The following is a 25,524-nucleotide window of genomic DNA, read 5'->3' on the forward strand; positions in this document are numbered from 1 at the left end:
GGGCGGAGTGGTGCGGCCCCTGCCGCATGGTCGGCCCGATCCTGGACGAACTGTCCGGGGAGATGGGCGAGAAGGTGAAGATTGTGAAGCTGAACGTGGATGAGAATCCCGTGACGGCGTCTAAGTACGGCATCATGTCGATCCCGACCCTTCTGCTGTTCAAGGACGGCAAGATCGCCTCCCGCCAAGTCGGCGCGGCCGCCAAGGCCAAGCTGGTGAGCTGGATCAACACCGCCGCCTGAGCGGCAACGGTCAGCAGATCCAAAGGCGGGCTTCGGCCCGCCTTTTTTCTTGTCCGCCCCTGTGCCCCCGCTCACACCGGAGCGCGGCTTCGCTCTTGATTATATTCATTCTGAATGCATATATTTGCGGATGTCATCCGATTTTATCCGCACTGCCAATCTCGTCGGCGCCCTGGCCCTGGTTCTCACGGATCGGCAGGAGGCCGCCGCGCGTGCGGCGTCCGGACTTGGAGGCAGTGCCTGTGCGGCACTGGTGCTGGTCGGGTTTCATCCCGGCACGACCATCGGCACCGTGGCGCAGGTGGCCGGGGTCACGCACTCCGTGGCCGTGCGGCTGGTGGAGGGGCTGGAGCAGGCGGGGCTGTTGGTGCGCGCACCGGGTGAAGACGACAAGCGTAAGGTGGCGCTGCGCCTCACCCCCGCCGGCACAGCGCTGCGCCGGTCGATCCTGGCCGCACGCGCGGCGGTCCTGTGCGACAGTCTCGCGGCCGTGCCGCCCGACATGGCAGATGCATTTCGCAGTGTCGTGGAAGCCATGCTGGAGCGCGTGACGGTGGGGCGTCAAAGCGCGGATCATATCTGCAGGCTGTGCGATGAAGGGGTGTGTCCCGCTGAGACCTGCCCGGTGGAGTGCGCCGCCGTCCGGCAGGCAGCACCGCAATGACCAGGGCTGCGCAGCGCTCGACCGCTCCGACGGCTGACGTCGCGCCGCATGCAGGTCCGCGGCAGCGGCGCCTGTGCGGGAGCGGGCCGCGCGCCACGCCGTGCCGGCAGTCTCCCGTCCGATGATGCCGCGGCCTGCCCTTGGCGGTCTCGCCGCCGGTGGCGCGCTGGTGCTGGCCGCGGCCTGCTGGGGATTCGCCACCGTGCTGTCGAAGCAGGCATTGGACAGCCTGCCGCCATTTGCCCTCCTCGCCCTTCAGGTCAGCGCCAGCACGGGTTTCCTGTGGATGGCGGCGGCCGTCACGCGCACGCCGGTGCGGCTGAGCGGGAACAACTGGAAGGCGCTGGCCTCGGGCCTGTTGGAGCCGGGGCTGGCCTATGCGGTGGCGCTGCCGGGATTGGCCCTCACCAGTGCCGGCAGTGCCAGCGTCATCGGCGCGGCGGAGCCCGCCTTCATCTGTGCTCTGGTCTGGGCGCTGACCGGCCGGCGGCCGCGCACCGGCGTGCTCCTGGCATTGGGGGCTACCAGCATGGGCGTGGTGCTGGTGACCACATCCGGCCCGGCTGGCGTGGCCGTCGGGAGCCCCAACCCCTTGCTCGGTAACGCCCTGATCTTGTTGGGGACGGGATGCGCCGCCGTCTATGTGGTCGCTTCCCATCGGCTGGTCAGCCACATGGCGCCCCTGCCGCTGGTGGTGCTGCAACAGAGCGCGGGGCTGGTGTTTGCCTTGGGGCTCTGGGCCGCGGCGGTGGCGAGCGGCGTCGAAGCCCGCCCGCCCCCGCTGACCGCCGCACTGCTGGCGGTGGCCGCTCTGTCGGGCATCCTGCAATACGCGCTGGCGTTCTGGCTGTATCTCTACGGGCTGAGGCGGGTGCCGGCGGAAACGGCGGGGGTGTTCCTGGCTTTGGCGCCCCTGTTCGGCCTGAGCGGCGCGGCGCTGGTTCTGGGCGAGATGCCCGGCCAGCTGCAACTGGCCGGCGCTCTGCTGGTCGTGTTCGCCGTGGCCGCCCTGTCACGGTCTGCGAACCAAGCCTGATCAGGGGGCGAGGCGGCGGAAGCCGCGGGACCAATAAAGCAGCGGCTCGGCGTGTTCCGACAGACGGGTGGCAACCACCCGCCCCAGCACGATCATGTGCGAATGGCGCTCGATTACCTCTTCCAGCCGGCAATCAAAGCTGGCCAGCGCATCGTCGAGCACCGGGGCGCCGGTGGCCAGCGTGGTCCAGTGACCGCCGGTGAAACGCGCCGCGCCATGCAAACCGCCCAGGCCGGCAAATTGCTCGGCCAGCGCCTGCTGCTCGGGCCGCAGCACATTCACCGCGAAAACCCCGCCGCGCAGCAGTTCCGGCCGGGCAGATGAACTGCGGTTGATGCAGATCAGCAAGGTCGGTGGGTCTACCGAAAACGAGGTGAGCGAACTGGCGGTGAGGCCGGTGCGGGACTCACCCTCGCCCACGGTGAGAATGCTCACCGCCCCCGCCAGATGCCGCATGGCGTTGCGGTAGTCCTGCGACAGGCCGGCATCGGCTGCTTCGGGATGGATGTTCACGCGGCCCCCAGGAGTTGAAACAGGGAAGGGCGGCGGTGAGGGAGAGGCATGGGGCGTTCCGAAAGAGTGCCGTGGTCGCGGGTCATGCCGCCACTACCAGCCAAATGTAGGCACCGCACTGCGCAATTGCGAGATCGAGCACACGTGAGAGGGCGAACCTTGCCGGGGGGCCTGGGCGTGTGCGCATGATCAGCCGTGCCGAACGGCTTTCGCATCCCTATTCGTGCGAACCGGCAGGCGCGCCAGAAGCGGTATCCTCGCATCTCTGGGGCCGTGCCGGTCCCGGCTGGCGTCCGCAGGCGAGGGAACTTTGATATTGCTGCTATTTTCTGCCATTGGCAGCATCGATGCGGGCCGCTATCACTAGCGCGCTCTTGTGCTTGCGAGGAACATATGTCGACAGTCCGTGGTGTCCGAAACCTGTCGCTCCTGTGCCGCTCTGGCCTTCTGGCAGCGACGCTCGCCGCAGCGGCGGTGACCACCAGCGGCGCCTGGGCCCAGTCGACACCGCCCGCCACTGCTCCCGCCGCCAAGAAGCCCCCTGCCGCGGCCCCCGCCGCAGCCGCGCCCAAGACTCCCGGTCCGGCGCTGGGCACCAACGAGGACAGCGGCCCGACCCGCACCACCGCCACCTATGACGATTGGGTCGTGCGCTGCGAGCGCAGTGACGTGGTCGGCGGCGCCAAGGTGTGCGAAGCCGCCCAGACGCTGCAGATCGGCAATCAGCAGCAGCAATTGGTGGCGCAGGTGGTGTTCGGCCGCCTGACCAAGGAGGCGCCGCTGCGTCTGGTGGTCCAACTGCCGGTGGGCGTGTGGCTGCCGGCGGGCGTGCAGTTCGCCTATGGCGAGAAGCCGCGCACGGTGACGTCGCAATACAAGTTCTGCATCCGCGCCTGCATCGCCGACGTGGAACTGTCCGCCGATGACGTCGCTGCGCTGACCGCGGCGCCGGGACCGGGAAAGCTTGATTTCCTGGATCGCAACCAGCAGCCGGTGTCGCTGCAGATTTCCTTCAAGGGCCTCGCCGCGGCGCTCGCCGCCCGCGACAAGGGCTGACCATACCTCTGCCCATTGCGGCCCACCCGCGCGGGTGGGCCGCCCCAGGAACCGGGCTGATGCCCGGCGCGGTTATGCCCACCCCGGCTGATCCAACGGCCGGGGCGGGGCTTCGTAGCTGATGAGGGATGCCAGGTCGCCGCCCTGGAGCGGCGCGGCCATGGGGCAAGCCATGCCGGGCATGACCACCACGTCGAACAGTTCGCGAATGGCGCCGTCGAGGCGGATCCACTCCACCACGTCGCCAGTGGCCAGATTGATGATCTGCACCCCGCACCACGGCGCGCCGCCACGGCACGCGATCTCCTCATCCAGCGGCAATCCCTTGAAATTCAGATAGCGTGGCAGCGAGAGCGTGACCACCGCATGGCCATTGTGCAGAGCCAGCCCGCGCATGAAGCCGGGGCAGAAGGCGATGTCCTCCCGCGCGCCGGTGGCGGGATCGATCCGCACCAGTGCTCCACGGCCGGAGTCCAGCACATAGAGCTGGCCATCATACAGGCGCGGGGAATGCGGCATGGACAGGCCCTCCGCCACGATCGCATCGTCCGCCACCGCGATCACCACCCCGCCGCCGGTGCGGTGATCGCGCCAGCCGTCCACCACATCGGTGCGGCTGACGGCGGTGACGAAGCGCGGCTGCCCCCCATCCATGCACAGGCCGTTGAGATGGCAACGATCCTCCGCCGCCAGCTTGGAGATGAATTTCGGCTTCCATAGCGGCTGGAAGGAATGCACCAGGCTGAAGGTGGCGAGGCATGAGAATTTGGTGTTCACGAACACCACCCGCCCGCTGCCGTCCACGGCCAGCTCGTGGGCATCGATGTCGCCGGTGATGCGGGCCATGCGCGGCACGAACAGCCGGTCGAAATGCCCGTTGGCGCGCTCGTGGGAGGCGAGGATGTTCTCCAACCGCCACACCTGCAGCATGGAGGCCAGGAACAGCCGGTTCGGCTCGTACCAAAGCCCCATGGCTCGCACGAAGTCGCGCTGGTGAAACGAGACACCGCCCTCGGGCGTGCGCCCGATCAGGAACAATTGTCCGGTCTGGTAGGACGAGAAGGCCAGGCTGGTGTCGTGCAATTCCAGCCATCGGGCAAAGCCCCGCGAGCAGGTCAGTTCAGTCGTCGCCGGCGCCGCAGGCGCGTCCCGCTCGGGGGCGGCATCCTGGGGAGCGAGCGAAGCCAGATCGGGCGTCGGGCCCGGAGACAGTGTGTCGATCATTGCCGGGACAGGGCCATCCGTTCACGCATCATCAGAAATGCACCGCCACCCGGGCCATGCCCATCTGGCTCAGGAAATTATCCGCTGCGCTGAGCCCGTATTCCAGCTTGAATTCCCATTTGCTGTTGGCAACTGCCTGAAGGCCGAAATCCAGATTGCCCACGACGCCGGGCATCACCGTCACGGTGTTGAAAGTCCCCGATCCGGACGGCGCACCGATGAAGCTGGCGGTGGTCATCCAGGTATCGTTGGAGGCGATGGACAATCCGGTGCTCGCATAGGGCCGCAGAACCAGGCCGTTGCCCAGGTCCAGCCGCCCGCCCACTTCGATGGTCGGGGTGAAGATGAACGTCGTCTGGCTGGCGCCCCGGATGTTGAGTTCGGTGCCTGTGGTGCCGCTCTCGCTGTATCCGGGCGCGTTCACATAGGCGATGTCGAGATCCGCATAGGGCCGCAAATACCAATTCTGGAACGGCAGCTCATAGGCGAGACGCAGCCGGCCGGTGGCATTGAACACATTCGTCGTACTCTGCGGTGCGCTCACGGCGCCGGCGATATTGCGCTGATTGTTGGATTGCACCCAGCCAAGGTCCAGGGCGCCCGCGAACAACCAGGGGCCTGCCTGATACTTCAGTGCGGCGCTGACATCGCCGCCATTGCTGGAACTGGTGGTCGTGGAGCCCGATCCGGTGAGCCAGCCTTGGGTATAGGCCATGGACAAAGCGCCGAACCAATTGTGACCCAGTTCCATCTGCACGCCGGACTGCATGGTCAGGCTGTCCTGGGTGAAGCCCTGCGCTTGTGCCGTGGATGTTTCCGTGGTGCGGCCGAGGATCAGCCGGGTCCAGCCGCACTGGTCTTCGTTGAGCTGGGTGCTGTCGGCCACGAACACGGGGCAACTCATCGTGCGGTTCAGAACACCGCGGCTCTCATGGGTGCGATTGGCGGCGGGCGCGGCCACCAGTTCCGGCGAGAGGGCGGTCAAGGCCCGTTGATATTGCGGGCCATTGGAGGTGGTGAGGAAGGAGTTGAACAAGGCGTTGCTGGCGTCGTTCCCGCCCACATTCCACATCTGCTGGAAATGCTGCGCCACCGCCTTGGCATTGCTGGACAGGGTCACACCGGTGGGGGTGAAATTGGCGCTCGGGCTCAGACTGACGCTGCCGCCCGAGGTACTCGCGGTCCATTGATAGACGATGGAATCGTCCTTCACCTCCGCGGTATTGGCGATCAGCGTCCCCGCATTCAACACCGTGAACGCGGTGTTTGGTGCGATGTTGAGGACATTGGCGCGGATGGTGCCGGCGATGGTGGCGGCCCCGGAGATGTTGAGCAGGTCGGAGGCGTTGCGTTTGGCATCCAGATCGAATGCCAATACGCCGGAGGACGACAGCGCTCCGGTCAGGGTGGTGGTGGCAATCTTGCCGGCGCCGCCGGGGTCCACCGTGCCGAAGTTCACCAGGACCCCATTGCCGAGATTGACCACCTGGCCGCTCTCGAACAGGCCGCCGCGGGCATTGGTGAACAGGTTGGTGCCGCCGCCCAGGATCACGCTGCCCACCACGGTGCCGGAATTGGTGACCGTGGTGTTGCCCGGGGCCGCCGCCAGTCCCGTTCCGGTCAGTATGGCGAGGCCACTTTTGGCGCTGACCTGCGCTTTGTCGGCGATGGCGATAGTGTTGTTGGCTCCGCCCGACAGGACGATGCCCGCACCGGCCCCGGTGCCCCCGCTCACGCTGGCTCCGCTATTGAGCGCGATGGCAATAGTTCCGGCTCCAAGCCAGCCGCTGCTGGTGGCGAACACACCGACGGAATCCGTGCCGTCGGCAATGGCGGATCCAGACACGGTCACGCTCACAGCCCCACCGTTGCCGAGGCCGTTCGTGCCGATGATCGCCGTGCTGCCGGACTGGATGATGCCGCCTCCGCCGCCGATGGACTGGGCGTTGACCGCCGCCGTATTGGCGCCAAGGGTGCGCACGGTGCCGTTGACCACGATGGATACAGCCCCGCCGTCGCCGCGGCTGCCGGTGTCGCTGAGCACATTCGCCGTCGGGGAGAATGCCACCGTGGCCGCATTGCCCACGATGCCGCCGCCGCCGCCGATGGATTGAGCCAGGATGCCGCTGGCCCCGGCGCCGGTGGTCAGGATCGCCCCATCGAGGGTGAAGGTGACGGCGCTCGCATTGTTTCCCGTTGCCGCGCCGCTTCCGCCGCCGAACGAGACTGTGCTGATGGTGTCGGTGGCGCTGGAACCGACGATCCCGCCACCGCCGCCAATGGATTGCAGCACGGCGCCATGGGCATTGGTGCCCTGGGTCTGGATCGCCGCGCCGCTGGTCAGTGTCGCCTGCACCGGGCCGCCGGTGGTGGTGGAGGCCGATCCGCCGATGGTCACCGCCAGGGTGGTGGAGGAGGGGCCGGCACTGGTCTCCACCAGGCCGCCACCGCCGCCGATGGACTGGGCCAGCAGGCCGATGGCATTGGCTCCGCTGGTGGCGACCGTTCCGGCGACGGTGAGGGTGACGGCGCCGCCATTGCCGAGGGGGGTGGTCCCCGGCTCCAGCGCGCTGGTGCCGGCCCCCAGGGTGATGGTGCCGCTGGTGGCGCCGTTGGTCTGGGCCTCCAGGGCTGAAAGCTTGCCGCCACCGGCGCCGATGGATTGCGCCACGATGCCATTGGCCGACGCGCCGCTGGTGACGATGCTGCCCTGTTGCGACAGGCTCACGCTGCCGCCATTGCCGCTGACCCTGCCGGCCGCGCCGAGGGTGGCAATCAAGCTGGTGGTGGGCGCCACACTGGCCCCGTTGGCGAGCACCGCCGTGCCGCCGCCGGCCCCGATGGATTGCAGCAGCACGCCGTCGGATCCGGCGCCCGAGGTGCGGATCGCGCCGGCGACGGTGGCGTTCACCGCGCCGCCGCTGCCGCCCGCATTCTGGGTGCCGCCGAGGCTGGCGGAGAGCGTGGCGGTGCCGCCGGCGCTCGACGATCCCAGCATGCCTTTGCCGCCACCGCCGCCGATGGACTGGGCGACGATCCCGGCGGCATCCGCGCCGGTGGTGACGATGCCGGTGGTGCTGGTCACGGTGACGGTGCCGCCGTTCCCGGCCGAGCCGCTGGCGGACGCGCTGGCGCTGCCGCCGCCAATCTTCAGGCTGAGCGAGACACCGCTCGCGCCGGCACCGTCCACCGTATCGGTGCCGGATCCCGCTACGCCGCCGCTGCCGCCGATGGATTGGGCGAGGATGGCATCCGCCATGGCGCCGCCGGTGGAGAGGCTGCCGCTCCCCGTGCTGGTCACGGTGACCGCATTGCCCTGGCCGCTGCCCCCACCGCCGCCCGCCACGGCGCCGCCGATGGCCAGCGTGCCGGTGGCCGCATTCTGTGTCGCTGCCCCCGCACCACCGCCCCCGCCGAGGGACTGGGCGAGAATGGCACTGGCGCCACGGCCGGTGGTCCCGATGCTGCCGGTATTGTTCACCTGCACCTGACCGCCATCGCCGCCGAAACTGTTGGTGCCGCCGAGGGCGAACGACACGGTGGCGCTGCCGCCGCTGCCGGTCGCGCCGGTGAGCGCCGCGCTGCCGCCGCCGCCGCCGACCGATTGCGCCAGGATGCCGGCGCCGAACGCCCCCTGGGTGGTGATGGTGCCGGAATTGGCGACATTCACCAGACCGCCGGTGCTCCCCGCGCCGCCGCTCCCGCCAGGGTCGCCGAGAGGGCCACGTCGGTCTTCTGGTCCTTGGCGAGGCTGGTGGCCACAACCGCTCCGCCGCCGCCGCCGCCGATGGACTGGGCCAGGATGCCGTCCGCATGGTCGCCTGCCACCGCGATGATATTGGCATTGATGACGGTGACCGAGCCGGCGGAATTGCCATTGCCGCCTGTACCGCCAAGGCTCGCGGCCAGCGAAGCCGCGCCGCTGCCGCCGGTCGCCGACGAGGCCGAACCGCTCTTGCCCCCACCGCCACCGATGGATTGCGCCACGATGCCGCTGGCCCCGACGCCCAGCGTGCTGATGGCGATCCCTTGGGAGCCACGGGGGCCGTTGATGACGAGGACGCCGCCGCCGGTGCCACCCGAGCCGCCGCTGCCGCCAAGGCTGGCGCTCAGCGCCACGCCGGTGCCGCCCGCCCCGTCGGCCTTGCCGCTGCCGGCGCCGCCATTGCCGCCCCCGCCGCCGATGGACTGGGCCAGAAGACCGTCGGCCGCATCTCCGGTGGTGGTGATCTTGCCGCTGGTGGCATTGGCCAAGGTCACTGAGACGTTGCCACCGGTGCCGCCATAGCCGCCGGCCGCTCCAAGATTGGCGCCGAGCGCGATCTTGCTGGTGCTGGCGGACGTGGCGCTGCCCGCATTGCCGCCGCCCCCGCCGATGGACTGGGCCAGGATACCCGTGGCCCCTTGGCCCGCGGTATAGATGGAGCCCGCCAGGGTCACATTGACCTGCCCCCCGGCATTGCCGGCGCCGCCGGCACCACCGAGGCTAAAGGCAAGACTTGCATGGCCGCCGGCGCCCGTGGCGCCGGCGATGGCGGCGTTGCCGCCCCCGCCGCCGATGGACTGGGCGATAAGGCCCATGCCGAAGGCGCCGCTGGTGACGATGGTGCCGCTGTCATTGAGCTGAACGCTTCCGCCCATGCCGCCGCCGCCACCGCTGCCGCCCAGGGTGGCGGCGAGGGTGACGTCGCTCTTGGCGCCGTCGCTCAGGCTGCTGGAGACCGCCGCATTGCCGCCGCCGCCGCCGACGGATTGGGCGATGATGCCGCTGGAGTGGCTGCCGGCGGTGACGATCTGCCCGCTATTGTTCACCATGATGTCGCCGCCGGACGACCCTGTGCCGCCGGCGCCGCCGATGGAGGCGGACAGCGAAGCCACGCCCGTACCCCCAGAGGCGGAGGAGGATGCGCCGCCGCGTCCGCCGCCACCGCCGATGGACTGGGCCACGATGCCGTTGGCATTGTCGCCGGCGGTGCGGATGGCGATGCCGCCACTCCCGCCGCCGTTTTGGACGGTCACAAACCCACCGGTGCCGCCGGACCCGCCGCCGCCGCCCACGGCCACGTCGAGGCTGACGCCGTCACCGCCGGCGCCGTCCGCCTTGCCGTTGCCGCTGGAGGCATTGCCGCCGCCGCCGATGGACTGGGCCAGAACCGCGTCGGCACCCACCCCCGTGGTGACGATACTGTCCGAGGGTAAGCTGCTGCTCAACTGCACCTGGACCTGCTGCCCATTGCCGCCGGACCCGCCGCCGCCGCCGATGGATCCACCCAAGGCGATCTTGGCGGTGCTGGCATTGTTGGCGCTGCCGCCATTGCCACCGCCGCCGCCGATGGATTGGGCCACGATGGCGATGGCATTGGCGCCACTGGTGGCAAGGCTGCCTCCCGATTGCACCGTCACCTGGCCCGCGGTGTTGCCAGAGCCACCAGAGCCGCCGAGGCCCAGGGACACGGAGACCTTGCCGCCCTTGCCAGCCTCGCTGCTGGCCGCGGCACTGCCGCCGCCGCCGCCGATGGACTGCGCCAGGATGCCGATGCCCGCTTCGCCCTGGGTGACGATGATGCCCCAGTTGGTCACCTGAACAGTGCCGCCCACGCCGCCGCTGCCACCGGACCCGCCAAGGGTGGCGCCCACGGTGGCGTCGGCCTTCTGGTCCGCCGCCACGCTGCTGGACACGCTGGCATTGCCGCCACCGCCGCCGATGGATTGCGCGATGATGCCGCTGGAATGCGCGCCGGAGGCGACAATGCTGGCGTAGTTGGTCACGCCGACCGTGCCGCCGTTGCCGCCCGCGCCGCCGCTTCCGCCCACCGCGGCGGATAGCGCCGCAATGCCGGTGCCTCCAGAGGACGAGGTGGAGGCTGCACCCTTGCCACCGCCGCCACCGATGGATTGCGCCAGGATGCCCGCAGCACTTTTGCCGGCGGTGGAGATCGTGGCGGTGCTGCCGGAGGTACCGTTGGCAATGGTGACGTTGCCACCATCCCCGGCGGACCCGCCGCCGCCGCCCACGGCCACCGCGAGGCTGACACCGTCCCCTCCCGTGCCATCCGCCTTGCCGGACCCCGCCCCGCCGGCGCCGCCGCCGCCGCCGATGGATTGCGCGAGGATCGCGTCCGCGGTCTCGCCGGTGGTGGTGATGCTGCCGCCGTTGAAGATGTTGATCTGCCCGCCGGTGCCGCCGCCCCCGCCGGCGCCACCCACCGCTGCGCCGACTCCGATCTTGGCATTGGCGCTGTTGGTGGAACTGCCGGCATTGCCGCCGCCGCCGCCAATGGACTGGGCCATGATGGCTGTGCCGCTGGCGCCCGCGGTAAAGATGGTGCCGGTATTGTTGACCATGACGTTGCCGCCGGCATTGCCTGCGCCGCCACTGCCCCCAAGGCCAAGGCTGATGGATGCCGGCCCACCCTTGGCAGTCTCGTTGGTTGCCGCCGCGCTGCCGCCGCCGCCGCCCACCGATTGTGCCAGGATCGCGACGCCGAAAGCGCCCTCTGTGTCCAGGGTGCCGGCGTTCAGCACGACGACGGTGCCGCCGGTGCCCCCATTGCCACCGCTGCCGCCGAGGGTGGCGGCGATGTTCACCTTGCTCTGGGCATCCGTGGCCAGGCTGCTGGAGACCGCGCCATTGCCGCCGCCGCCGCCGATGGACTGGGCCAGGATGGCATCGGAATGCCCCCCCAGCGTCTTGATGAGACCGAAATTGCCCACCGACACCATGCCGCCGGCATTGCCGCTGCCGCCGCTGCCGCCCAGAGACGCGGACAAGGAGGTGATGCCGCCGCCGCTGGAGGTGGAGGAAGAGGCGCCGCCCTTGCCGCCGCCGCCGCCGATGGACTGGGCCACGATGCCGTTGGACATGGTGCCGGTGGTGTAGAGCAAGGCACCGGCCTGGCTGGCGGTGCCATTGGTGATGGTCACCGTCCCACCCACGCCGCCGGAGCCGCCGCTGCCGCCCAGCGCCACGGCCAGGCTGACCCCGTTGGTGCCGGAGCCGCTGGCGGAACCGGACCCCGATGCGCCGTTGCCGCCGCCTCCGCCCACGGACTGGGCCAGGATCGCATCGGCGCCCTTGCCGGTGGTGGTGATGCGGGTCTGGGTGGCGCCGCTATACAGGTTGACGGCAACAGCACCTGCGGCGCCGCCATAGCCGCCACTCCCGCCCAGCGAGCCGCCCAGGCTGATCTTGCTGGTGCTGGCGGACGTGGCGCTGCCCGCATTGCCGCCGCCGCCGCCGATGGACTGGGCCAGGATGGCGATGCCGCCCACGCCGGTGGTGGCGATGCTGGCCGTGCTGGTCACCGAGACGGCGCCGCCAGTGCTGCCATTGCCGCCGGCCCCGCCGAGGCCGAAGGAAACCCCCACCGTGCCGCCGTTGGCAGTCGAGGCAGTGCCTCCCGCCGTGCCGCCGCCCCCGCCCACGGATTGGGCGAGGATACCCATGGACTGATCGCCGCTGACCTGGATCACCCCGGAATTGGCGACGGTGACCGTTCCGCCGGCGACGCCGCTGCCGCCGCCGCCGCCCAGAGATGCGCCGATGCTGTAGGTGCCGCCCTTGGCCGCTGTGGAGGACGCGCCGCCCTTGCCGCCGCCGCCGCCGATGGATTGTGCCAGGATGCCGGTCGCGTGGGCGCCCGCGGTGGTGATGCCGGCGGCGTTGGTGACGTTCACCGTGCCGCCCGCGCCGCCGACGCCGCCGGACCCGCCCAAAGCCAGCGACAGCGAGACCGATTGCTGGCCGCTGGCATGGGCGTCCGCGCCAGCGGTGCCGCCGACGCCGCCCCCTCCACCGATGGATTGGGCCAGAATGCCGTCGGAGAGGTCGCCCAATGTGGCGATGGTTCCGGCGGCGGTGACGGCCACAGCCCCGCCATCGCCACCGGCGCCGCCGGCCTGTGCCACCGCGCCGCCCAGGCTGATCTTGGCGCTGCTGGTGCTATTCGTATTTCCCGCGATGCCGCCGCCGCCGCCCACCGACTGGGCCAGGATCGCCACCGCGTCGGCGCCGCCCGTGCTGAGCGCGCCGAAGCTGGTGACGGTGACCGCGCCGCCCGAGCCGCCGCTGCCGCCGGTGGCACCCAGGGCGAAGCTGAGCCCGACCTTGCCGCCGCTTTCCTTGCCCGCTGCCGCGCCACCTTTGCCGCCGCCGCCGCCCACCGACTGGGCCACGATTGCCGAGGAATGGGCGCCCGTGGTGGCAATGCGCGCCGCCGCCTGGGCGGTGCCGGAATTGGCCGTCACCGTGCCGCCGTTGCCGCCGGACCCGCCCGAGCCGCCGAGGCTGGCGGACAGAGTGAAGCTGGCCGAGCTCGAACCACCCACGGCACTGGTGACGCTGTTGCCGCCGGCGCTGGCCGTGCTGCTGGCGGTGCCGCCCACGCCGCCGCCGCCGCCCACCGATTGCGCCAGGATGCCGTCCGCATCGTCGCCGGCAGTGGTGATGAGGCCCGTATTGACCACGGTCACGGTGCCACCAGCGCCGCCTCCGCCGCCTGCGCCACCGAGGGTGACGGTGAGCCCAACCTGTCCGGCGCTGGCATTGGCCGTGCCGCCCCCCGCATTGCCGCCGCCGCCGCCCACCGACTGGGCGAAGATGCCCCGTGAGCTGGCGCCGACCGTGGCGATGGTGCCGGCATTCGACACGCTGACAGCGGCGCCATTGCCGGCCCCGCCACCACTGCCGCCGCCGCCGGCGGACAGGCTGATGCTCATCTTGCCGGTGAGGTTCGCCGAGGTGGAGCCGGAGGCGCCGACCCCGCCATTGCCGCCACCGCCGCCGATGGACTGGGCTTCGATGGCATCGGCAAAATCACCGCCAGTGCTGATGGTCCCGGTATTGGCGACGGTGACCGCCCCGCCGTCGGCGCCGCTGCCGCCGCTTCCGCCCAGCGACGCGGACAGGCTCACCGCAGCGCCGGCGGAGACCGCCGCCGCCATGGCACTGGAATCGCCGCCATTGCCGCCGCCGCCACCGATGGACTGCGCGAGGATGCCGATGGACCCGTCGTCGCCGGTGGTGATGATCCCCGCATTGGAGACGGTGACCGCACCCGCCACATTGCCGGTGCCGCCGGTGCCGCCCATGCTGGCGGAGACGGAGACCGAAGCCGTATCCAGCGAGAGCGCGGCGCTCTTGGCCGAGGACGTGCCGCCATTGCCGCCACCGCCGCCGATGGACTGGGCCAGGATGCCGAAGGAGTCCAAGCCGGCGGTGGTGATGGTGCCGGAATTGCTCACCGACAGGTTGCCGCCGGTGCCGCCGCCGCCGCCGTTCCCTCCCAGGGAGACGGCGGCGGAGAAATAGGGCCCGGCGCTTTTGGAGACACCGGCTCCTCCCATGCCGCCGCCGCCGCCGATGGCCTGGGCGATGATGCCGGAGGCGCGGTCGCCGGTGGTGGAGATGCCGCTGGCATTGATGACCGTGACGGTGCCGCTGTTGCCGCCGCCGCCGCCGGAGCCGCCGATGGCGAGGCTGACAAAGCCGATGTCGCTGGCGGAGGCATTGCCCCCCGCGCCTCCGCCGCCACCGATGGACTGGGCGAGGATCGCCGCGGAGTTGAGCCCGCTGGAGGAAAGTGTGCCGCGGTTGGCCACATAGACATTGCCGGCATTGCCGCCGCTGCCGCCGCCGCCGCCGATGGCGCCCGCGGCGCCCACGCCCACGCTGAGCGCGCCGCCGCCGCGACCACCGCCGCCGCCGATGGACTGGGCGGAAATGGCAAAGGCGTTCGCCCCGCTGGTGGCGATGGTGCCGGTGTTCACCACCGTGGTGCCGGCGGCATTCCCGCCCGATGCGCCTTGGCCGCCGAGGGATGCGACACCGCTGGCGCCGCCGCCATTGCCGCCGCCGCCGCCGATGGACTGGGCCAGGATGCCATCGGAATAGGCGCCCCGTGTGATGATGGTGCCGGTATTGGTGGCAACGGTGTTGCCGCCGCCGCCGGTGCCGCTCTGCGTCGCCGAGCCGCCAATGGCCAGGGCATTGGCGCCGCTGCTGCCGATAAAGCTGCCGCCGCCGCCCACCGCCTGGACCATCATCCCGTGGGAATAGGCGCCGGTGGTGGTGACGCTGCCGGAATTGATGCCGGTGGCCTGGGCGGCATCACCGCTGGCGGCGCCGTTGCCGCCCAGGGACGAGAATACCGAATTGGAGCCGCCGCCATTGCCACCGCCGCCCGCCACCGACTGGACCACAATGGCCACCGAGCCTCCGCCGGACGTGACGATGGTACCGGCTGTGTTCACATAGGCATTGCCCGCCGCGCCGCCGGGGCTGCCATTGCCGCCGCTGCCGCTGAACAGGCCGCCGGCGGTGCCGCCGCTGGCGCCCGCGCCGCCCAGGCTCTGGGCCACCACGGCATTGGAGGCATAGCCGGAGGTGGTGACAGTGACGCCGCCCTGGATAATCACGGAGGCCGCGGCACTGGCGGTGGATGCAGCGCCGCCGACACCGCCGGAACCTCCGACCTCGTTAAAGGAATCGTTGGGCGTGGCGCCATTGCCGCCGGCGCCACCATTGGCCGTGACCACGATGGCCGCGGCGTTGGCGCCTCCGGTCCAGATGTTGCCACCGGATTGCACCACCACGCTGGCCGTGCCGCCGGTGCCGCCGGTTCCGCCATTGCCGCCATAGGCATGGTCGTCGGCACGGGCATCGCCGCCGGCGCCCGCCGCCCCGCCATTGGCGGTGACCAGGATGGCACTGGCTTCGGCCGCACCGGTGGAAATAACCGTGTTGGCCGCCACCGTGACGGCGATGGTACCGCCCGCGCCGCCCGCGCCGCCTGTCCCGCCCCAGGCGTTGGAGAAGCCGCCATAGCCATAGCCGCCGCCGCCGCCATTGCCACCATTGGCATTGACCACGACCCCGGCACCCCAGGGTTGGACTGCGCCGGACACGATGACGTTCAGGAGGCCGCCGTTGCCGCCATTGCCGCCGTTGCCCCCGGTGCCATTGGCCAGGGTGGAGTTGCCCTCGCCGCCAAATCCACCTGCGCCCCCATTGGAGGTGATGACGGTGGGAGAGTACGTGGCAATGTTCGCAAATCCGCCGCCGGCGCCGCTCCCGCCCGCATAACCGGTCGCGGAGTCAAAATGATAGTGGACGTAGCCGCCGTTGCCGCCATTCCAACCGGATACATTGACCACGCATGGTGCGCCACAGGCCGTCTGTGCATGGGCAGGCGCGAGGGGTAGGGCGGCGGTGACGATGGCAAGGCCGCACAGGCTGGTCGAGAGGGCGGTGGACAGTCTCAGCCGCGCACTGGAGGCGCCGTATACGCCGCCGCGGACCGCCGTGCTGCTCTGGCCAGGAAGACAATCGCCCATGATCCACCACGCGCGCAAGACGTACCGTCGGGACTGGACGACAAGGGCGCCGCCACCTTCTGCGAGGTAGCATGAGGTGGCGTAGAGGTAAATCCGGAAAGAGAGGACAGTTGGGGAACGGTGATCCCACCCCTTCGCGGTCCCGCGTTACCGTGCGCGGCGCGGGGTTGCCCGCCCGCTGAGGGCGCGGACCAGACCGGTCTTCACACTGGCCACATGCTCGCGCATGAGCATCTCCGCGCGATAGGCGTCGCAGAGCAGGATGGCGTCATAGATGCGGTGATGGTCATCGTGCCGGCGCCGGACATCCATGTGGTCGAACGACACCACATTGCGATGCGAGGACTGCGGTACGCTTTGGCACAGGCGCACCATGTCGCCCAGCATGCGGCAGCGGGCGGCGGTGTGGATGGTGTCGTGGAAGGCGAAGTTCACCGCGCCATAGGCGATGCGTTCTTCTTCCCCCAATTCATCCCGCGCCAGAAGCCGATCGCCCTCTTCAAGGGCCTGTTCGATGATCGCGCGCTCATCGTCCGTCAGGCCACGCTCGGCGGCAAAGCGTGCCGCCAGCGACTCCAGCATGGCGCGGATCTCGTAGGCGTCCACGATCTCTGAGGTGCGGAAGCGGCGCACCGAATAGCCCCGGTTGGGGGCATAGTCCAACAGCCCCTCGCTGGCGAGGGATTGCAAAGCGGAGCGGATCGGGGTGCGCGAGACGCCGAGGCGCTCGGACAGACGCACCTCATGCATGCGCGCGCCAGGCTCGAAATCCCCCGACAGCACCGAGGCACGGATCCGGTCGGTGACCGAGAGCGACCGCGTCGCGGTGCCGGACCGCGGCGGTTCGATGGGGTCCAGGGCAATATCGTCCATGCGGGTCCAGGGGGTGATGATCCTCACGAAGGGTACCCGGCATTCCACCGAATGGGCAAGCATACAATTCGCAGATGCGAACAGATGAGGGCTTTGGTGCATTGCACATTGCAGAGGTTACATTTAGATGCGCGTCCCGCTCAATCAGCAGGCAATCAGAGGCGCGAATTGCAGCAAAAAATGTATACATAATTCCTTGACGGAGCGCTTATTGTATTCAAACCTACATCGCTGCCGGCCGCGGTCCGGTTGTACGCGAGGAGGGTGGGTTCATGGTGGATGCGGTCGATGGCGCCATCGAGCAGATTACCCAGAACCGGTTGCCTCATTACGAGCCCTATGGCTGGCACCATTGGCCCGAGCATCCTTGGCTCGCCTACCAGTTTCGCCGTGGTCTCGGCGAGACCCAGGAGGGCGGCGGCGCGGTGTCTGAAGTATTTCAGGCCGCATCGCGCATGATCCCCGGCGATCTGGAAAGCTGGTATGCGGAATGGAAGCGCATCGGCGACCGCAACTGGACCCGTGGTCTGGCGGCTGAGGCGGCCGGCCATATCCGCACCGCCATGAATTGCATGTTGCGTGCCGCTGATTACTATCGGCAGGCGGAATTCCATCTGGAACCGACCGATCCGCGGCGCCTGCCCACCTTCGAGGCCATGGAAGCCTGCTCCAAAAAGTTCATCTCCTATCTCAATCCGCCCGGCTTTCCGGTGGACATCCCCTATGAGGACGGCAAGCCGATCTGCGGCTATTTCGTCCGTGCGCCGTTCCCCGGCGACAAGATGCCGGTGCTGATCTGCATGGGCGGTCTCGACAGCATCAAGGACGAGATGTGGTTCATGCAGGCGCACGGCGCCCTGCAGCGGGGCATTTCCGTTTTGATGATCGACGGTCCGGGCCAGGGCGGCACCTTGCGCCGCCATGGCGTGGTGGCCCGCCCCGATACCGAGGTGGCCATCGGCAAATGCATTGACTGGCTGCTCACCCGCGACGATGTGGATCCCGCCCGCATCGCACTGTGCGGCTCCTCCCTCGGCGGCTATTACGCGGCCCGCGCCGGCTGCTACGAACACCGCCTCGCCGCTGTCATCTCCCACGGCGCCATCTGGGATGTGCATGACATGTGGGGCGGAAAGGGCGAGGATTTTGGCCTTGCCATGCACATCAAATGGGTGATGGGCGCCCCCACCATGGCGGCGGCCATGGAGAAGGCCAAGGCCTTTACCCTGGATGGGCATTTGCAGAACATGCGCTGCCCCTATCTGATCCTGCACGGCGGCTATGACGTGCTCACCGTGAGCGCGGCGACCCAGACCCGCGATTATGCGCAGAAGCACGGCGTCAACGTCACCTTCCGCATTGTCGATCCCGACGAGACGGGTGCCGAGCACTGCCAGCACGACAACCCCACCATGGGCCAGGAGTTACTCACCGACTGGCTGGCCGACATCTTCGGCATCGACCAGAAGGCCTTGCTGAAGACCGGCTGGAATCCTCTGATCTGAAAGGGGTAATGCCCATGACCCAGGCTGCGCATCCGGTCCGTCTCGGCGTCGATACCATTCGGGCCGCGGTGGTGGCCATCGATCTGCATCGTGGCCATCTCGACATGGCCGTCGCCACCATGCCGACTTCCCCGGAGGTGGCGCAGAAGGTGATCGCCGCCAACCTGCGCCTGTTCACCTGGGCGCGGGCTTTGGGCGTGCCCATCATTCATCTGGTGACCACCTATCGGGATGCGCAGGAGATTGCCGCCAATCCGTTCTGGCGCACCCGCGCGGAAGATCCCGCCGCCACGCGCAAGAATGTCATGCGCCACAATATCAAGGGCAGCCCCGGCTGTACGGTGATGCCGGAATTGTTTGCGCCCGGTGACTTCGTGGTGGATACCAAGAAGCGCTACGACTGCTTCCTCGCAACCGATCTGGACTTCCTGCTCAAAAGCCGGGGCATCAACTCGCTGCTGATCACCGGCGTGAATACCAATTCCTGCGTGCTGGCCACCACCACCGCCGCCAATGTGCGCGATTATGCGGTGATCGTGGTGGAAGATTGCGTGGAGAGCATGGACGGCCCGGCGCTGCATGAGGCCGGGCTGTTGTGCATCCGCACCGCGTTCGGTGCGGTGCTGGACACCGATGCGGTGATGGCGCTTGACGCGTTCGCCCCGCCGGCGTCGCTGCCGGGGGCCTCGGCATGACGATGCGCGCCAAGGCGGCCATTGCCCAGGGGCGGGTGATCCTAGCGGTGAACCCCGGCGGGGTGGCGTTTCCCACCGTGGAGGCGCTGGCCGCCTGCGGCGCGGACTGCCTGTTCATCGATTGCGAGCGCACAGCGGTCTCCATCGAAAGCGTACCGACGCTGGCGCGCACCGCCCAGGCGCTGGGCATGAGTGCAGTGGTGCGGGTGCCCACGAAGGACCCGGCCTTCCTCACCCGGTATCTGGACTGCAAGGTGGATGGCATCGTGCTGCCCCAGGCTGAGAGCCCTGCGGACTGTCGGATGCTGGTGGAGACGGCGCGCACCGCCACCAAAGGTCGGGAATCCGAGCTTTTGCTCATCGCGCAGATTGAAAGCATTGCCGGCCATCGAAACCTGGAGGACATTGCTCAGGTGCCGGGCATTGACCTCATTCTGATTGGTCCCAACGATCTGTCCCATTCCATGGGCTTTCTCGGCGACACCTCCCGCCCGGAACTGACGGCGGCGGTGGACGACATCATGGCGCGATTGTCCGCGCTGGGGCGGCCGTTCGGGCTGCCGGCCACTGCCGCGACCGCGCCGGATCTGGTGCGGCGCGGGGCCACGTTTCTGTACGCCACCCTCGAAGGGCTGCTGCGCCCCGGGGTTCTGGACTTGCGCCGGGGCATGGGGGCCATGCCCGGCGCGTCATAACAGGGAGGACATCATGAGCATGCTGCCGCGCGAACGCGCCCCTTATTCCGCCATCGTCGACCGGCCGCCGCTCAAGCTGCCCGGCAAGACCCGGGTGGTGCTGTGGACCATCGTGAATCTGGAAGTGTGGGACATAGGCCGGCCCATGGCGCGCCAGGTCATTCCCGCACCCACCGGGCAGGCCTTGCTGCCGGATGTGCCGAACTGGAGCTGGCACGAATACGGCATGCGGGTGGGCGTGTGGCGCTTCTTCAAGCTCTACGAGAAACTGGGCATCCGCCCGACGCTGTCCATCAATGCCCGCGTCTGCGAGGATTATGAGCGGGTTGCTGCCCAGGCGCGCGATGCCGGCTGGGAGTTCATGGGCCATGTCTATGACCAGATGCCCATCCACAAGCTGGACGACCAGCGCGCCACCATCCATCGGTCCATGGACATATTGGAGCAGTTCACCGGCAAGCGGCCCAAGGGCTGGCTGGGACCAGGCCTGACCCAGACCCTGGACACGCCGGAATATCTGGCCGAAGCCGGCGTCAAATATATCGGCGACTGGGTGTGGGACGACGAGCCCTCGGAGATCACCACTGCCAAGGGGCCACTGGTGACGCTGCCTTATACGGTGGAGAATAACGACATCCCGATGATGGCGGTCGCCAATCACGAGTCGCCTTATTGGCTGCAGCGTTTCAAGGACAGTCTCGACCGTCTGCATGCGGAGGGCGAGGAGCGGGCGAAGATCATGGCGGTGGCGATCCACCCCTATATTTCCGGCCAGCCACACCGCATCAAATATCTGGAAGAAATCTACGACTATGCCGCCAGCCTGGGCGACGTGGCGTTCTGGAACGGCGAAGAGATCCTCGACTGGTACACTGCCAGCAAGACCAAGGCGTGAGCATCCATGGGCATGACGGCTGATCTTGGTCATGGCTTTGTCGTTCCTGCGCCGGCGGTGGTCTCGCTGCCGGTGGTGGGGCGCGCGGCGCGGTTTCCGGTGCGGCGGATATATTGTGTCGGCCGCAATTATCTCGCTCATATCCGGGAGATGAAGGAAGCCGAGGACGAGCGCGATCCGCCGTTCTTCTTTCAGAAGCCGCGGGATGCCATCGTTCCCGATGGCGCCACCGTCGCCTATCCCGCCGATACGGACGATTATCAGTTCGAGATCGAATTGATGGTGGCCATTGGCGCGCCCGCGCGGAACGTCCCGGTGGCCGAGGCTGACAGCGTAATCTTCGGCTATGGGGTGTGCCTCGACATGACCCGCCGCGATCGTCAGCGCGAGTGCGGTGCCAAGCGCCTGCCGTGGGAGCGGGGCAAGGCATTCGATGCCTCCGCGCCCTGTGGCGCGGTCTATCCCAAGGGGACGGGCGGTAATCCCGCCAAGGGCGCCATCACGCTCGCGGTGAACGGGGTGGAGACGCAGCGCGGCGATCTGGATCAACTGATCTGGAATGTGCCGGAGATCGTGTCCAACCTCTCGGCCTCCTACCAGCTGGAGCCGGGCGACATCATCATGACCGGAACGCCGGCCGGTGTCGGCCCGGTGCGGCCCGGCGACGTCATCATCGGCGCCGTGGAAGGCTTCGGCCGCCTCACCCTCACCATCGGTGCCCCGGAGGCCTGACCATGCTGCCCACCGAACGGATCTCCTATTCCGCCATCTCGCAGCGACCAAAGCTGACCTTGCCGGGCGGGGCGCGCATGGCGGTGTGGGTCATCGTCAATGTGGAGGAATGGAACCCGCGCGAGACCATGCCGCGCACGGTGCTCACTCCGCCCGCCGGCGGCTCGCCCAGCCCGGACATTCCCAACTGGGCCTGGCATGAATATGGCAACCGGGTGGGCTTCTGGCGCCTGCTGGACGTGTTCGACGACAATCGCATTCCCGCTGTTCTGGCGATCAATGGCACTGCCATTCCCAGCTACGAGCCCATCGCCCGCGCGGCGCTGGATCGCGAGTGGGAGTTCATGGGCCATGGCTTCACCCAGAAGAACATGCAGAAGGTGGAGAACGAGCGCGAGGACATCGCCCGCACCGCGCAGGCGATCCAGTCGTTCACCGGCAAGCGCCCGCGCGGCTGGCTGGGCCCGGGCCTCACCGAGACCTGGGAGACCCCGGACCTGCTGGTGGAGGCGGGCTATGATTATGTTTGCGACTGGGTGCTGGACGACCAGCCGGTGGTGCTGAAGACCCGCACCACGCCCATCGTCAACATCCCTTACACTCAGGAATGCAACGACGTGGCCATGATGCTGATCCAGCATCATCCGGCGCGGGAATACTACCAGCGCGCCCACGACCAGTTCGAGCAGCTCTACCGGGATTCCCGCGACACCGCTCGCATCATGGCGCTGGTGGTGCATCCCTACATCATGGGCGCGCCGCATCGGCTCACCTATTTCCGCCAGATCATCGAGGAAATCCGCGCCAAGGACGATGTGGCCTTCATGACCGGCGAGCAGATTTTCGACTGGTATTTGCGCGAGCGTCCCGACGCCTTGGCTGCGGGGGGCGCCGGATGAGCGGGCTCAACACCTTCCAACTGCTGAACGGGCTGACATTCGCCGCGCTCTTGTTCATCGTGGCCTCGGGCTTCACTTTGATCTTCGGCCTGCTGCGCATCGTCAATCTGGCCCATGGCGCGCTCTATCTGCTGGGCGGCTATGCGGGCTATGTGGCGGCCAGCACCACGGGCAGTTTTCTGGTGGGAATCCTTGCCGCTATGGCCTGCGTCGCCCTGGCCGGGCTGGCGCTGGACCAGGGCCTGCTGCGCTTCGTGCGCGGCTACGAACTGCGCCAGGTGCTGCTCACTTTGGGCGTGGCCTTCGTGCTCAACGACATGACCTTGGTGATCTTCGGCGGCGACACCTACACCGTGCCCACCCCGGACTTCCTGCGCGGCGCAGTGCGGTTCTGGGGCCTGTTCTATCCCAAATATCGCCTGTTCGTCCTGGCCCTGGGCGTGGTCGTGTTCATCGCGCTGTGGCTGCTGCTCAACAAGACCCGGCTGGGGGCGCTGATCCGCGCCGGTGTGGATGATCCGGAAATGATCGCTGCCATGGGCATCAATATCCGCCGGGTGTTCCTGCTCACCTTCATGCTGGGGGCGGCGCTGGCGGGGCTGGGCGGGGCGGTGGGCGGGGCGTTCCTCACCCTCTATCCCAGCGCCGATGCGGAGATCCTGGTGTTCTCGCTCGCGGTGGTGATCATCGGCGGGCGCGGCAGCCTGGTGGGGGCGGCGGTGGGAGCGCTGATCGTCGGCTTGCTCAATACGGTGGGGCAGGTGATGTTTCCCGAGTTCGCCTATTTCGTCATCTTCGGCCCCATGGCGGCGATCCTCGCCTTCTGCCCCCTGGGCCTGTTCGGAAGGGCGGCGTGATGAGCCTGTCGTCTCCTGCATCCACCGACGGCCCCAAGGTGACGCTGGCGCGCGTCGCCATCACCATCGGCGCGCTGGCGTTCGCGCTGCTGCCGCTGGTGGTGCCGATCTATCAGGTGAGCATCCTCACCGAGATCTTGATCTTCGCCGTGCTGGCCATGGCGGTGGATGTGCTCGCCGGCTACACCGGCCGCACGCCTTTGTGCCATGGCGCCATCTTTGGGGTGGCCACCTATGTGGTGGTCTATTGGAGCCAGATGGGCGGCTCGCCGTATGTGGGCGTTCTGCTGGGCGTGATGGCGGCAACCTTGGTCGCGGCCATCTTCGGCCTGCTGGCGATCCGCACCTCCGGGGTCTATTTCCTCCTGTTGACGCTGGCTTTGGGCATGATCGTGTGGGGCGTGTGTTTGCGCTGGACGTCGGTCACCGGCGGCGAGAATGGCCTCCGCGGCACGGTGCGGCCGGAGGCCTTGGCCGGGCATCTGCCGTTCTATTATGCGGTATTCGCGGTGGTGGGGCTGATCACCATTGTCATGTGGCGTTTCGTGCGCTCGCCGTTTGGTCTCACCTTGCGCGGCATCCGCGACAGCGAGAGCCGGATGCGGGCGCTGGGCTATGATGTCTCGCTGCATTTGTTCCTGGCCTTCACCATCTCCGGTTTCTTCGCCGGTCTGGCGGGCGCGCTCTACGCCATGTTCAACGATTTCGTCAGCCCGTCCACGGTGGCGCTGTCGCAGTCGGTTGAGGGGCTGCTCATGGCCATCACCGGCGGCGTGGGCACTCTGTTTGGCGCCTTCATCGGCGCCGCGGCCATCATCGGCCTGGAAAACCTCGTCAGCCTCTACACCGAGCGCTGGCAGAGCGTGCTGGGGCTGATGTTCATCGCCATCATGATCTTCGCCCCGGAAGGGGTGATCGGGCGGGTGCGGGATCTCCTCACCCGCCGCCGCTGACCCAATAAAAAAAGCAACCGACCAACCAGACCGAACCGAACCGACAGGAGTGGGACCATGGATCGCCGGACCTTTCTGAAGACGAGTGCCGCTGCTGCCGCCGTGGGCGTGGTGGCCAAGCCCTATATCGCCAGGGCGCAGGGCGGGCCGATCCGCATCGGCCTCCTGGCCCCGCTCACCGGCGTGGTGGCCGCCGGCGGTCGCGAGATGGTGGACGGCTTTAACATGTATTGGGAAGAGCGCGGCAACGAGATCGCTGGCCGCAAGGTGGAGGTGATCGTCGAGGACGACGCCGCCAACCCCGACACCGCGCTTCAGAAGGCCCGCCGGCTTGTGGAGCAGTCGAACGTCAACATGCTGTTCGGCAATCTCCTGGCCAATACAGGACTGGCGGTGGCCAATTATGTGAAGGGCAACGGCATGCCCTATTTCATCCCCATCATCGCCGCCGACGATCTCACCCAGCGCAACCGGATCAAAAACGTCGTCCGTGTCGCCGGCTATACCGCCAGCCAGTTCCCCCGTCCCCTGGCGGATTGGGCGCTGAAGCAGGGCTACAAGAAGGTCGCCACCATCAGCCAAGACTATACGTTCGGCCATGAGCAGTGCGGCGGCTTCTGCCAGACCTTCACCGAGGGCGGCGGCCAGGTGCTGGGCCAGTTCTGGCACCCGCTGAATACCTCGGACTTCAGCCCCTATCTCGGCCAACTGGCCAATCTCGGCGTGGACGTGGTGTTCGCCATGGAGACCGGCGCGGACGCCACTCGCTTCATGCAGCAATATGCTGCCTTCGGCCTGAAGGGGCAGATCCCGCTGGTGGGGGCCATGAACATGACCGACCAGTCGGTGATCCGCACCATGGGCGACGAGGTGGACGGCGTGGTCGTCGCCGCGCACTTCGCCGAGGGCTCGCCGGACCCGGTGACGCAGGCGTTTGTGGCCGCCTATGTGAAGAAGTTCAACAAGCTGCCTTCCCTCTACGGCTTCTCCATGTATTCCGGCGCCATGTGGGTGGATGAGGCGCTCAAGACCATCAAGGGCAATGCGGAGGATCGCGACGCCTTCCTCGCCAGCGTATCGAAGACAGATCTCACCGGCTCGCCCTTGGGCCAGACGGTGAAGCTGGATAGCTACGGCAACCCGATCTATGACGTCCATATCCGCAAAGTGGTGAAGAACAAGGACGGAAAATACTGGAACGCGCCCATCGCCAATTATCCGAACGTGTCGCAGTTCTGGAAGTATGATCCGGTCACCTACATGAAGCAGCCGCCCTATTCCCGCGAGTTCCAGGGCATCAAGAAGGGCTGATCGCGCACCGCCCCGGCCCATCGCTCCCGCGCGCGCGGGG

The 25,524-nt window shown here is 68.3% G+C and carries 18 protein-coding genes; 13 read left to right on the plus strand and 5 right to left on the minus strand.

Translation table 11 applies throughout. From position 1 onward, the window contains the following. The 3 genes from trxA to AAG816_RS23520 form a co-directional block, all read left to right on the plus strand. Positions 1-242, plus strand: a 242-nt coding sequence (trxA, locus tag AAG816_RS23510) for a thioredoxin (RefSeq protein ID WP_341992125.1), incomplete at its 5' end; no start/stop codon positions are given. A 130-nt stretch (positions 243-372) separates the two neighbouring features. Beyond that, positions 373-906, plus strand: a complete 534-nt coding sequence (locus AAG816_RS23515; protein ID WP_341992126.1) for a MarR family transcriptional regulator — start codon at positions 373-375, stop codon at positions 904-906. Between the two features lie 121 nt (positions 907-1,027). Then, positions 1,028-1,942: a DMT family transporter gene (locus AAG816_RS23520; protein ID WP_341992127.1), complete on the plus strand. Its 915-nt coding sequence runs from the start codon at positions 1,028-1,030 to the stop codon at positions 1,940-1,942. Here AAG816_RS23520 and AAG816_RS23525 read toward each other — a convergent pair whose 3' ends face one another. Next, positions 1,943-2,455: a flavin reductase family protein gene (locus tag AAG816_RS23525; RefSeq protein ID WP_341992128.1), complete on the minus strand. Its 513-nt coding sequence runs from the start codon at positions 2,453-2,455 to the stop codon at positions 1,943-1,945. 393 nt (positions 2,456-2,848) lie between these two features. Here AAG816_RS23525 and AAG816_RS23530 point away from each other — a divergent pair, with 393 nt between their 5' ends. Beyond that, positions 2,849-3,511 (plus strand): invasion associated locus B family protein, encoded by a 663-nt coding sequence (locus tag AAG816_RS23530; protein WP_341992129.1) that lies wholly within the window; start codon positions 2,849-2,851, stop codon positions 3,509-3,511. 72 nt (positions 3,512-3,583) lie between these two features. Here AAG816_RS23530 and AAG816_RS23535 read toward each other — a convergent pair whose 3' ends face one another. From AAG816_RS23535 to AAG816_RS23550, 4 genes are all read right to left on the minus strand, one after another. Then, positions 3,584-4,735 carry a TIGR03032 family protein gene (locus AAG816_RS23535; protein WP_341992130.1) on the minus strand — a complete coding sequence of 384 codons (1,152 nt, stop codon included), beginning with the start codon at positions 4,733-4,735 and terminating at the stop codon, positions 3,584-3,586. Between the two features lie 31 nt (positions 4,736-4,766). Continuing rightward, positions 4,767-8,405, minus strand: a complete 3,639-nt coding sequence (locus AAG816_RS23540) for an autotransporter domain-containing protein (RefSeq protein WP_341992131.1) — start codon at positions 8,403-8,405, stop codon at positions 4,767-4,769. Continuing rightward, a complete protein-coding gene (locus tag AAG816_RS23545) occupies positions 8,402-16,069 on the minus strand; it encodes a hypothetical protein (protein ID WP_341992132.1) in 7,668 nt (2,555 codons plus the stop codon). Before AAG816_RS23545 ends, AAG816_RS23540 begins: the two co-directional genes overlap by 4 nt. 147 nt (positions 16,070-16,216) lie before the next feature. Further along, positions 16,217-16,969, minus strand: a complete 753-nt coding sequence (locus AAG816_RS23550) for a GntR family transcriptional regulator (RefSeq protein ID WP_341992133.1) — start codon at positions 16,967-16,969, stop codon at positions 16,217-16,219. Positions 16,970-17,214: 245 nt separating this feature from the next. Between AAG816_RS23550 and AAG816_RS23555 the strand changes: the two genes are divergently transcribed. From AAG816_RS23555 to AAG816_RS23595, 9 genes are read left to right on the plus strand one after another with little or no spacing between them, the layout of a single operon-like run. Continuing rightward, a complete protein-coding gene (locus AAG816_RS23555) occupies positions 17,215-18,447 on the plus strand; it encodes an alpha/beta hydrolase (RefSeq protein ID WP_341992134.1) in 1,233 nt (410 codons plus the stop codon). Between the two features lie 14 nt (positions 18,448-18,461). Continuing rightward, the gene (locus tag AAG816_RS23560; protein WP_341992135.1) at positions 18,462-19,142 is read left to right on the plus strand and encodes a cysteine hydrolase; all 681 of its coding nucleotides are present in this window, start codon (positions 18,462-18,464) and stop codon (positions 19,140-19,142) included. Then, positions 19,139-19,837 (plus strand): aldolase/citrate lyase family protein, encoded by a 699-nt coding sequence (locus AAG816_RS23565; protein ID WP_341992136.1) that lies wholly within the window; start codon positions 19,139-19,141, stop codon positions 19,835-19,837. The genes AAG816_RS23560 and AAG816_RS23565 overlap by 4 nt, the downstream gene beginning before the upstream one ends. A gap of 13 nt (positions 19,838-19,850) precedes the next feature. Continuing rightward, positions 19,851-20,732, plus strand: a complete 882-nt coding sequence (locus tag AAG816_RS23570) for a polysaccharide deacetylase family protein (RefSeq protein WP_341992137.1) — start codon at positions 19,851-19,853, stop codon at positions 20,730-20,732. Between the two features lie 12 nt (positions 20,733-20,744). Beyond that, positions 20,745-21,464: a fumarylacetoacetate hydrolase family protein gene (locus AAG816_RS23575; protein ID WP_341992138.1), complete on the plus strand. Its 720-nt coding sequence runs from the start codon at positions 20,745-20,747 to the stop codon at positions 21,462-21,464. A 2-nt stretch (positions 21,465-21,466) separates the two neighbouring features. Next, positions 21,467-22,363 carry a polysaccharide deacetylase family protein gene (locus tag AAG816_RS23580; protein WP_341992140.1) on the plus strand — a complete coding sequence of 299 codons (897 nt, stop codon included), beginning with the start codon at positions 21,467-21,469 and terminating at the stop codon, positions 22,361-22,363. Continuing rightward, positions 22,360-23,220: a branched-chain amino acid ABC transporter permease gene (locus AAG816_RS23585; RefSeq protein WP_341992142.1), complete on the plus strand. Its 861-nt coding sequence runs from the start codon at positions 22,360-22,362 to the stop codon at positions 23,218-23,220. The genes AAG816_RS23580 and AAG816_RS23585 overlap by 4 nt, the downstream gene beginning before the upstream one ends. Then, a complete protein-coding gene (locus tag AAG816_RS23590) occupies positions 23,220-24,173 on the plus strand; it encodes a branched-chain amino acid ABC transporter permease (RefSeq protein WP_341992143.1) in 954 nt (317 codons plus the stop codon). Before AAG816_RS23585 ends, AAG816_RS23590 begins: the two co-directional genes overlap by 1 nt. A 57-nt stretch (positions 24,174-24,230) precedes the next feature. Then, complete coding sequence (locus tag AAG816_RS23595; RefSeq protein ID WP_341992144.1) at positions 24,231-25,484, plus strand: ABC transporter substrate-binding protein; 1,254 nt, start codon at positions 24,231-24,233, stop codon at positions 25,482-25,484. The last annotated feature ends 40 nt before the right edge of the window (positions 25,485-25,524 follow it).

This window comes from Azorhizobium sp. AG788, from assembly GCF_943371865.1.
Lineage (GTDB): Bacteria > Pseudomonadota > Alphaproteobacteria > Rhizobiales > Xanthobacteraceae > Azorhizobium.

What these genes read in the sequence shown, in the direction of transcription:
- AAG816_RS23590 (WP_341992143.1), top strand. Translation starts at nt 23,220, where the DNA reads ATGAGCCTGTCGTCTCCTGCATCCACCGACGGCCCCAAGGTGACGCTG.
- AAG816_RS23570 (WP_341992137.1), top strand. Translation starts at nt 19,851, where the DNA reads ATGAGCATGCTGCCGCGCGAACGCGCCCCTTATTCCGCCATCGTCGAC.
- AAG816_RS23545 (WP_341992132.1), bottom strand. Translation starts at nt 16,069, where the DNA reads ATGGGCGATTGTCTTCCTGGCCAGAGCAGCACGGCGGTCCGCGGCGGC.
- AAG816_RS23560 (WP_341992135.1), top strand. Translation starts at nt 18,462, where the DNA reads ATGACCCAGGCTGCGCATCCGGTCCGTCTCGGCGTCGATACCATTCGG.
- AAG816_RS23595 (WP_341992144.1), top strand. Translation starts at nt 24,231, where the DNA reads ATGGATCGCCGGACCTTTCTGAAGACGAGTGCCGCTGCTGCCGCCGTG.
- AAG816_RS23535 (WP_341992130.1), bottom strand. Translation starts at nt 4,735, where the DNA reads ATGATCGACACACTGTCTCCGGGCCCGACGCCCGATCTGGCTTCGCTC.
- AAG816_RS23575 (WP_341992138.1), top strand. Translation starts at nt 20,745, where the DNA reads ATGACGGCTGATCTTGGTCATGGCTTTGTCGTTCCTGCGCCGGCGGTG.
- AAG816_RS23520 (WP_341992127.1), top strand. Translation starts at nt 1,028, where the DNA reads ATGATGCCGCGGCCTGCCCTTGGCGGTCTCGCCGCCGGTGGCGCGCTG.
- AAG816_RS23515 (WP_341992126.1), top strand. Translation starts at nt 373, where the DNA reads ATGTCATCCGATTTTATCCGCACTGCCAATCTCGTCGGCGCCCTGGCC.
- AAG816_RS23585 (WP_341992142.1), top strand. Translation starts at nt 22,360, where the DNA reads ATGAGCGGGCTCAACACCTTCCAACTGCTGAACGGGCTGACATTCGCC.
- AAG816_RS23580 (WP_341992140.1), top strand. Translation starts at nt 21,467, where the DNA reads ATGCTGCCCACCGAACGGATCTCCTATTCCGCCATCTCGCAGCGACCA.
- AAG816_RS23565 (WP_341992136.1), top strand. Translation starts at nt 19,139, where the DNA reads ATGACGATGCGCGCCAAGGCGGCCATTGCCCAGGGGCGGGTGATCCTA.
- AAG816_RS23530 (WP_341992129.1), top strand. Translation starts at nt 2,849, where the DNA reads ATGTCGACAGTCCGTGGTGTCCGAAACCTGTCGCTCCTGTGCCGCTCT.
- AAG816_RS23555 (WP_341992134.1), top strand. Translation starts at nt 17,215, where the DNA reads ATGGTGGATGCGGTCGATGGCGCCATCGAGCAGATTACCCAGAACCGG.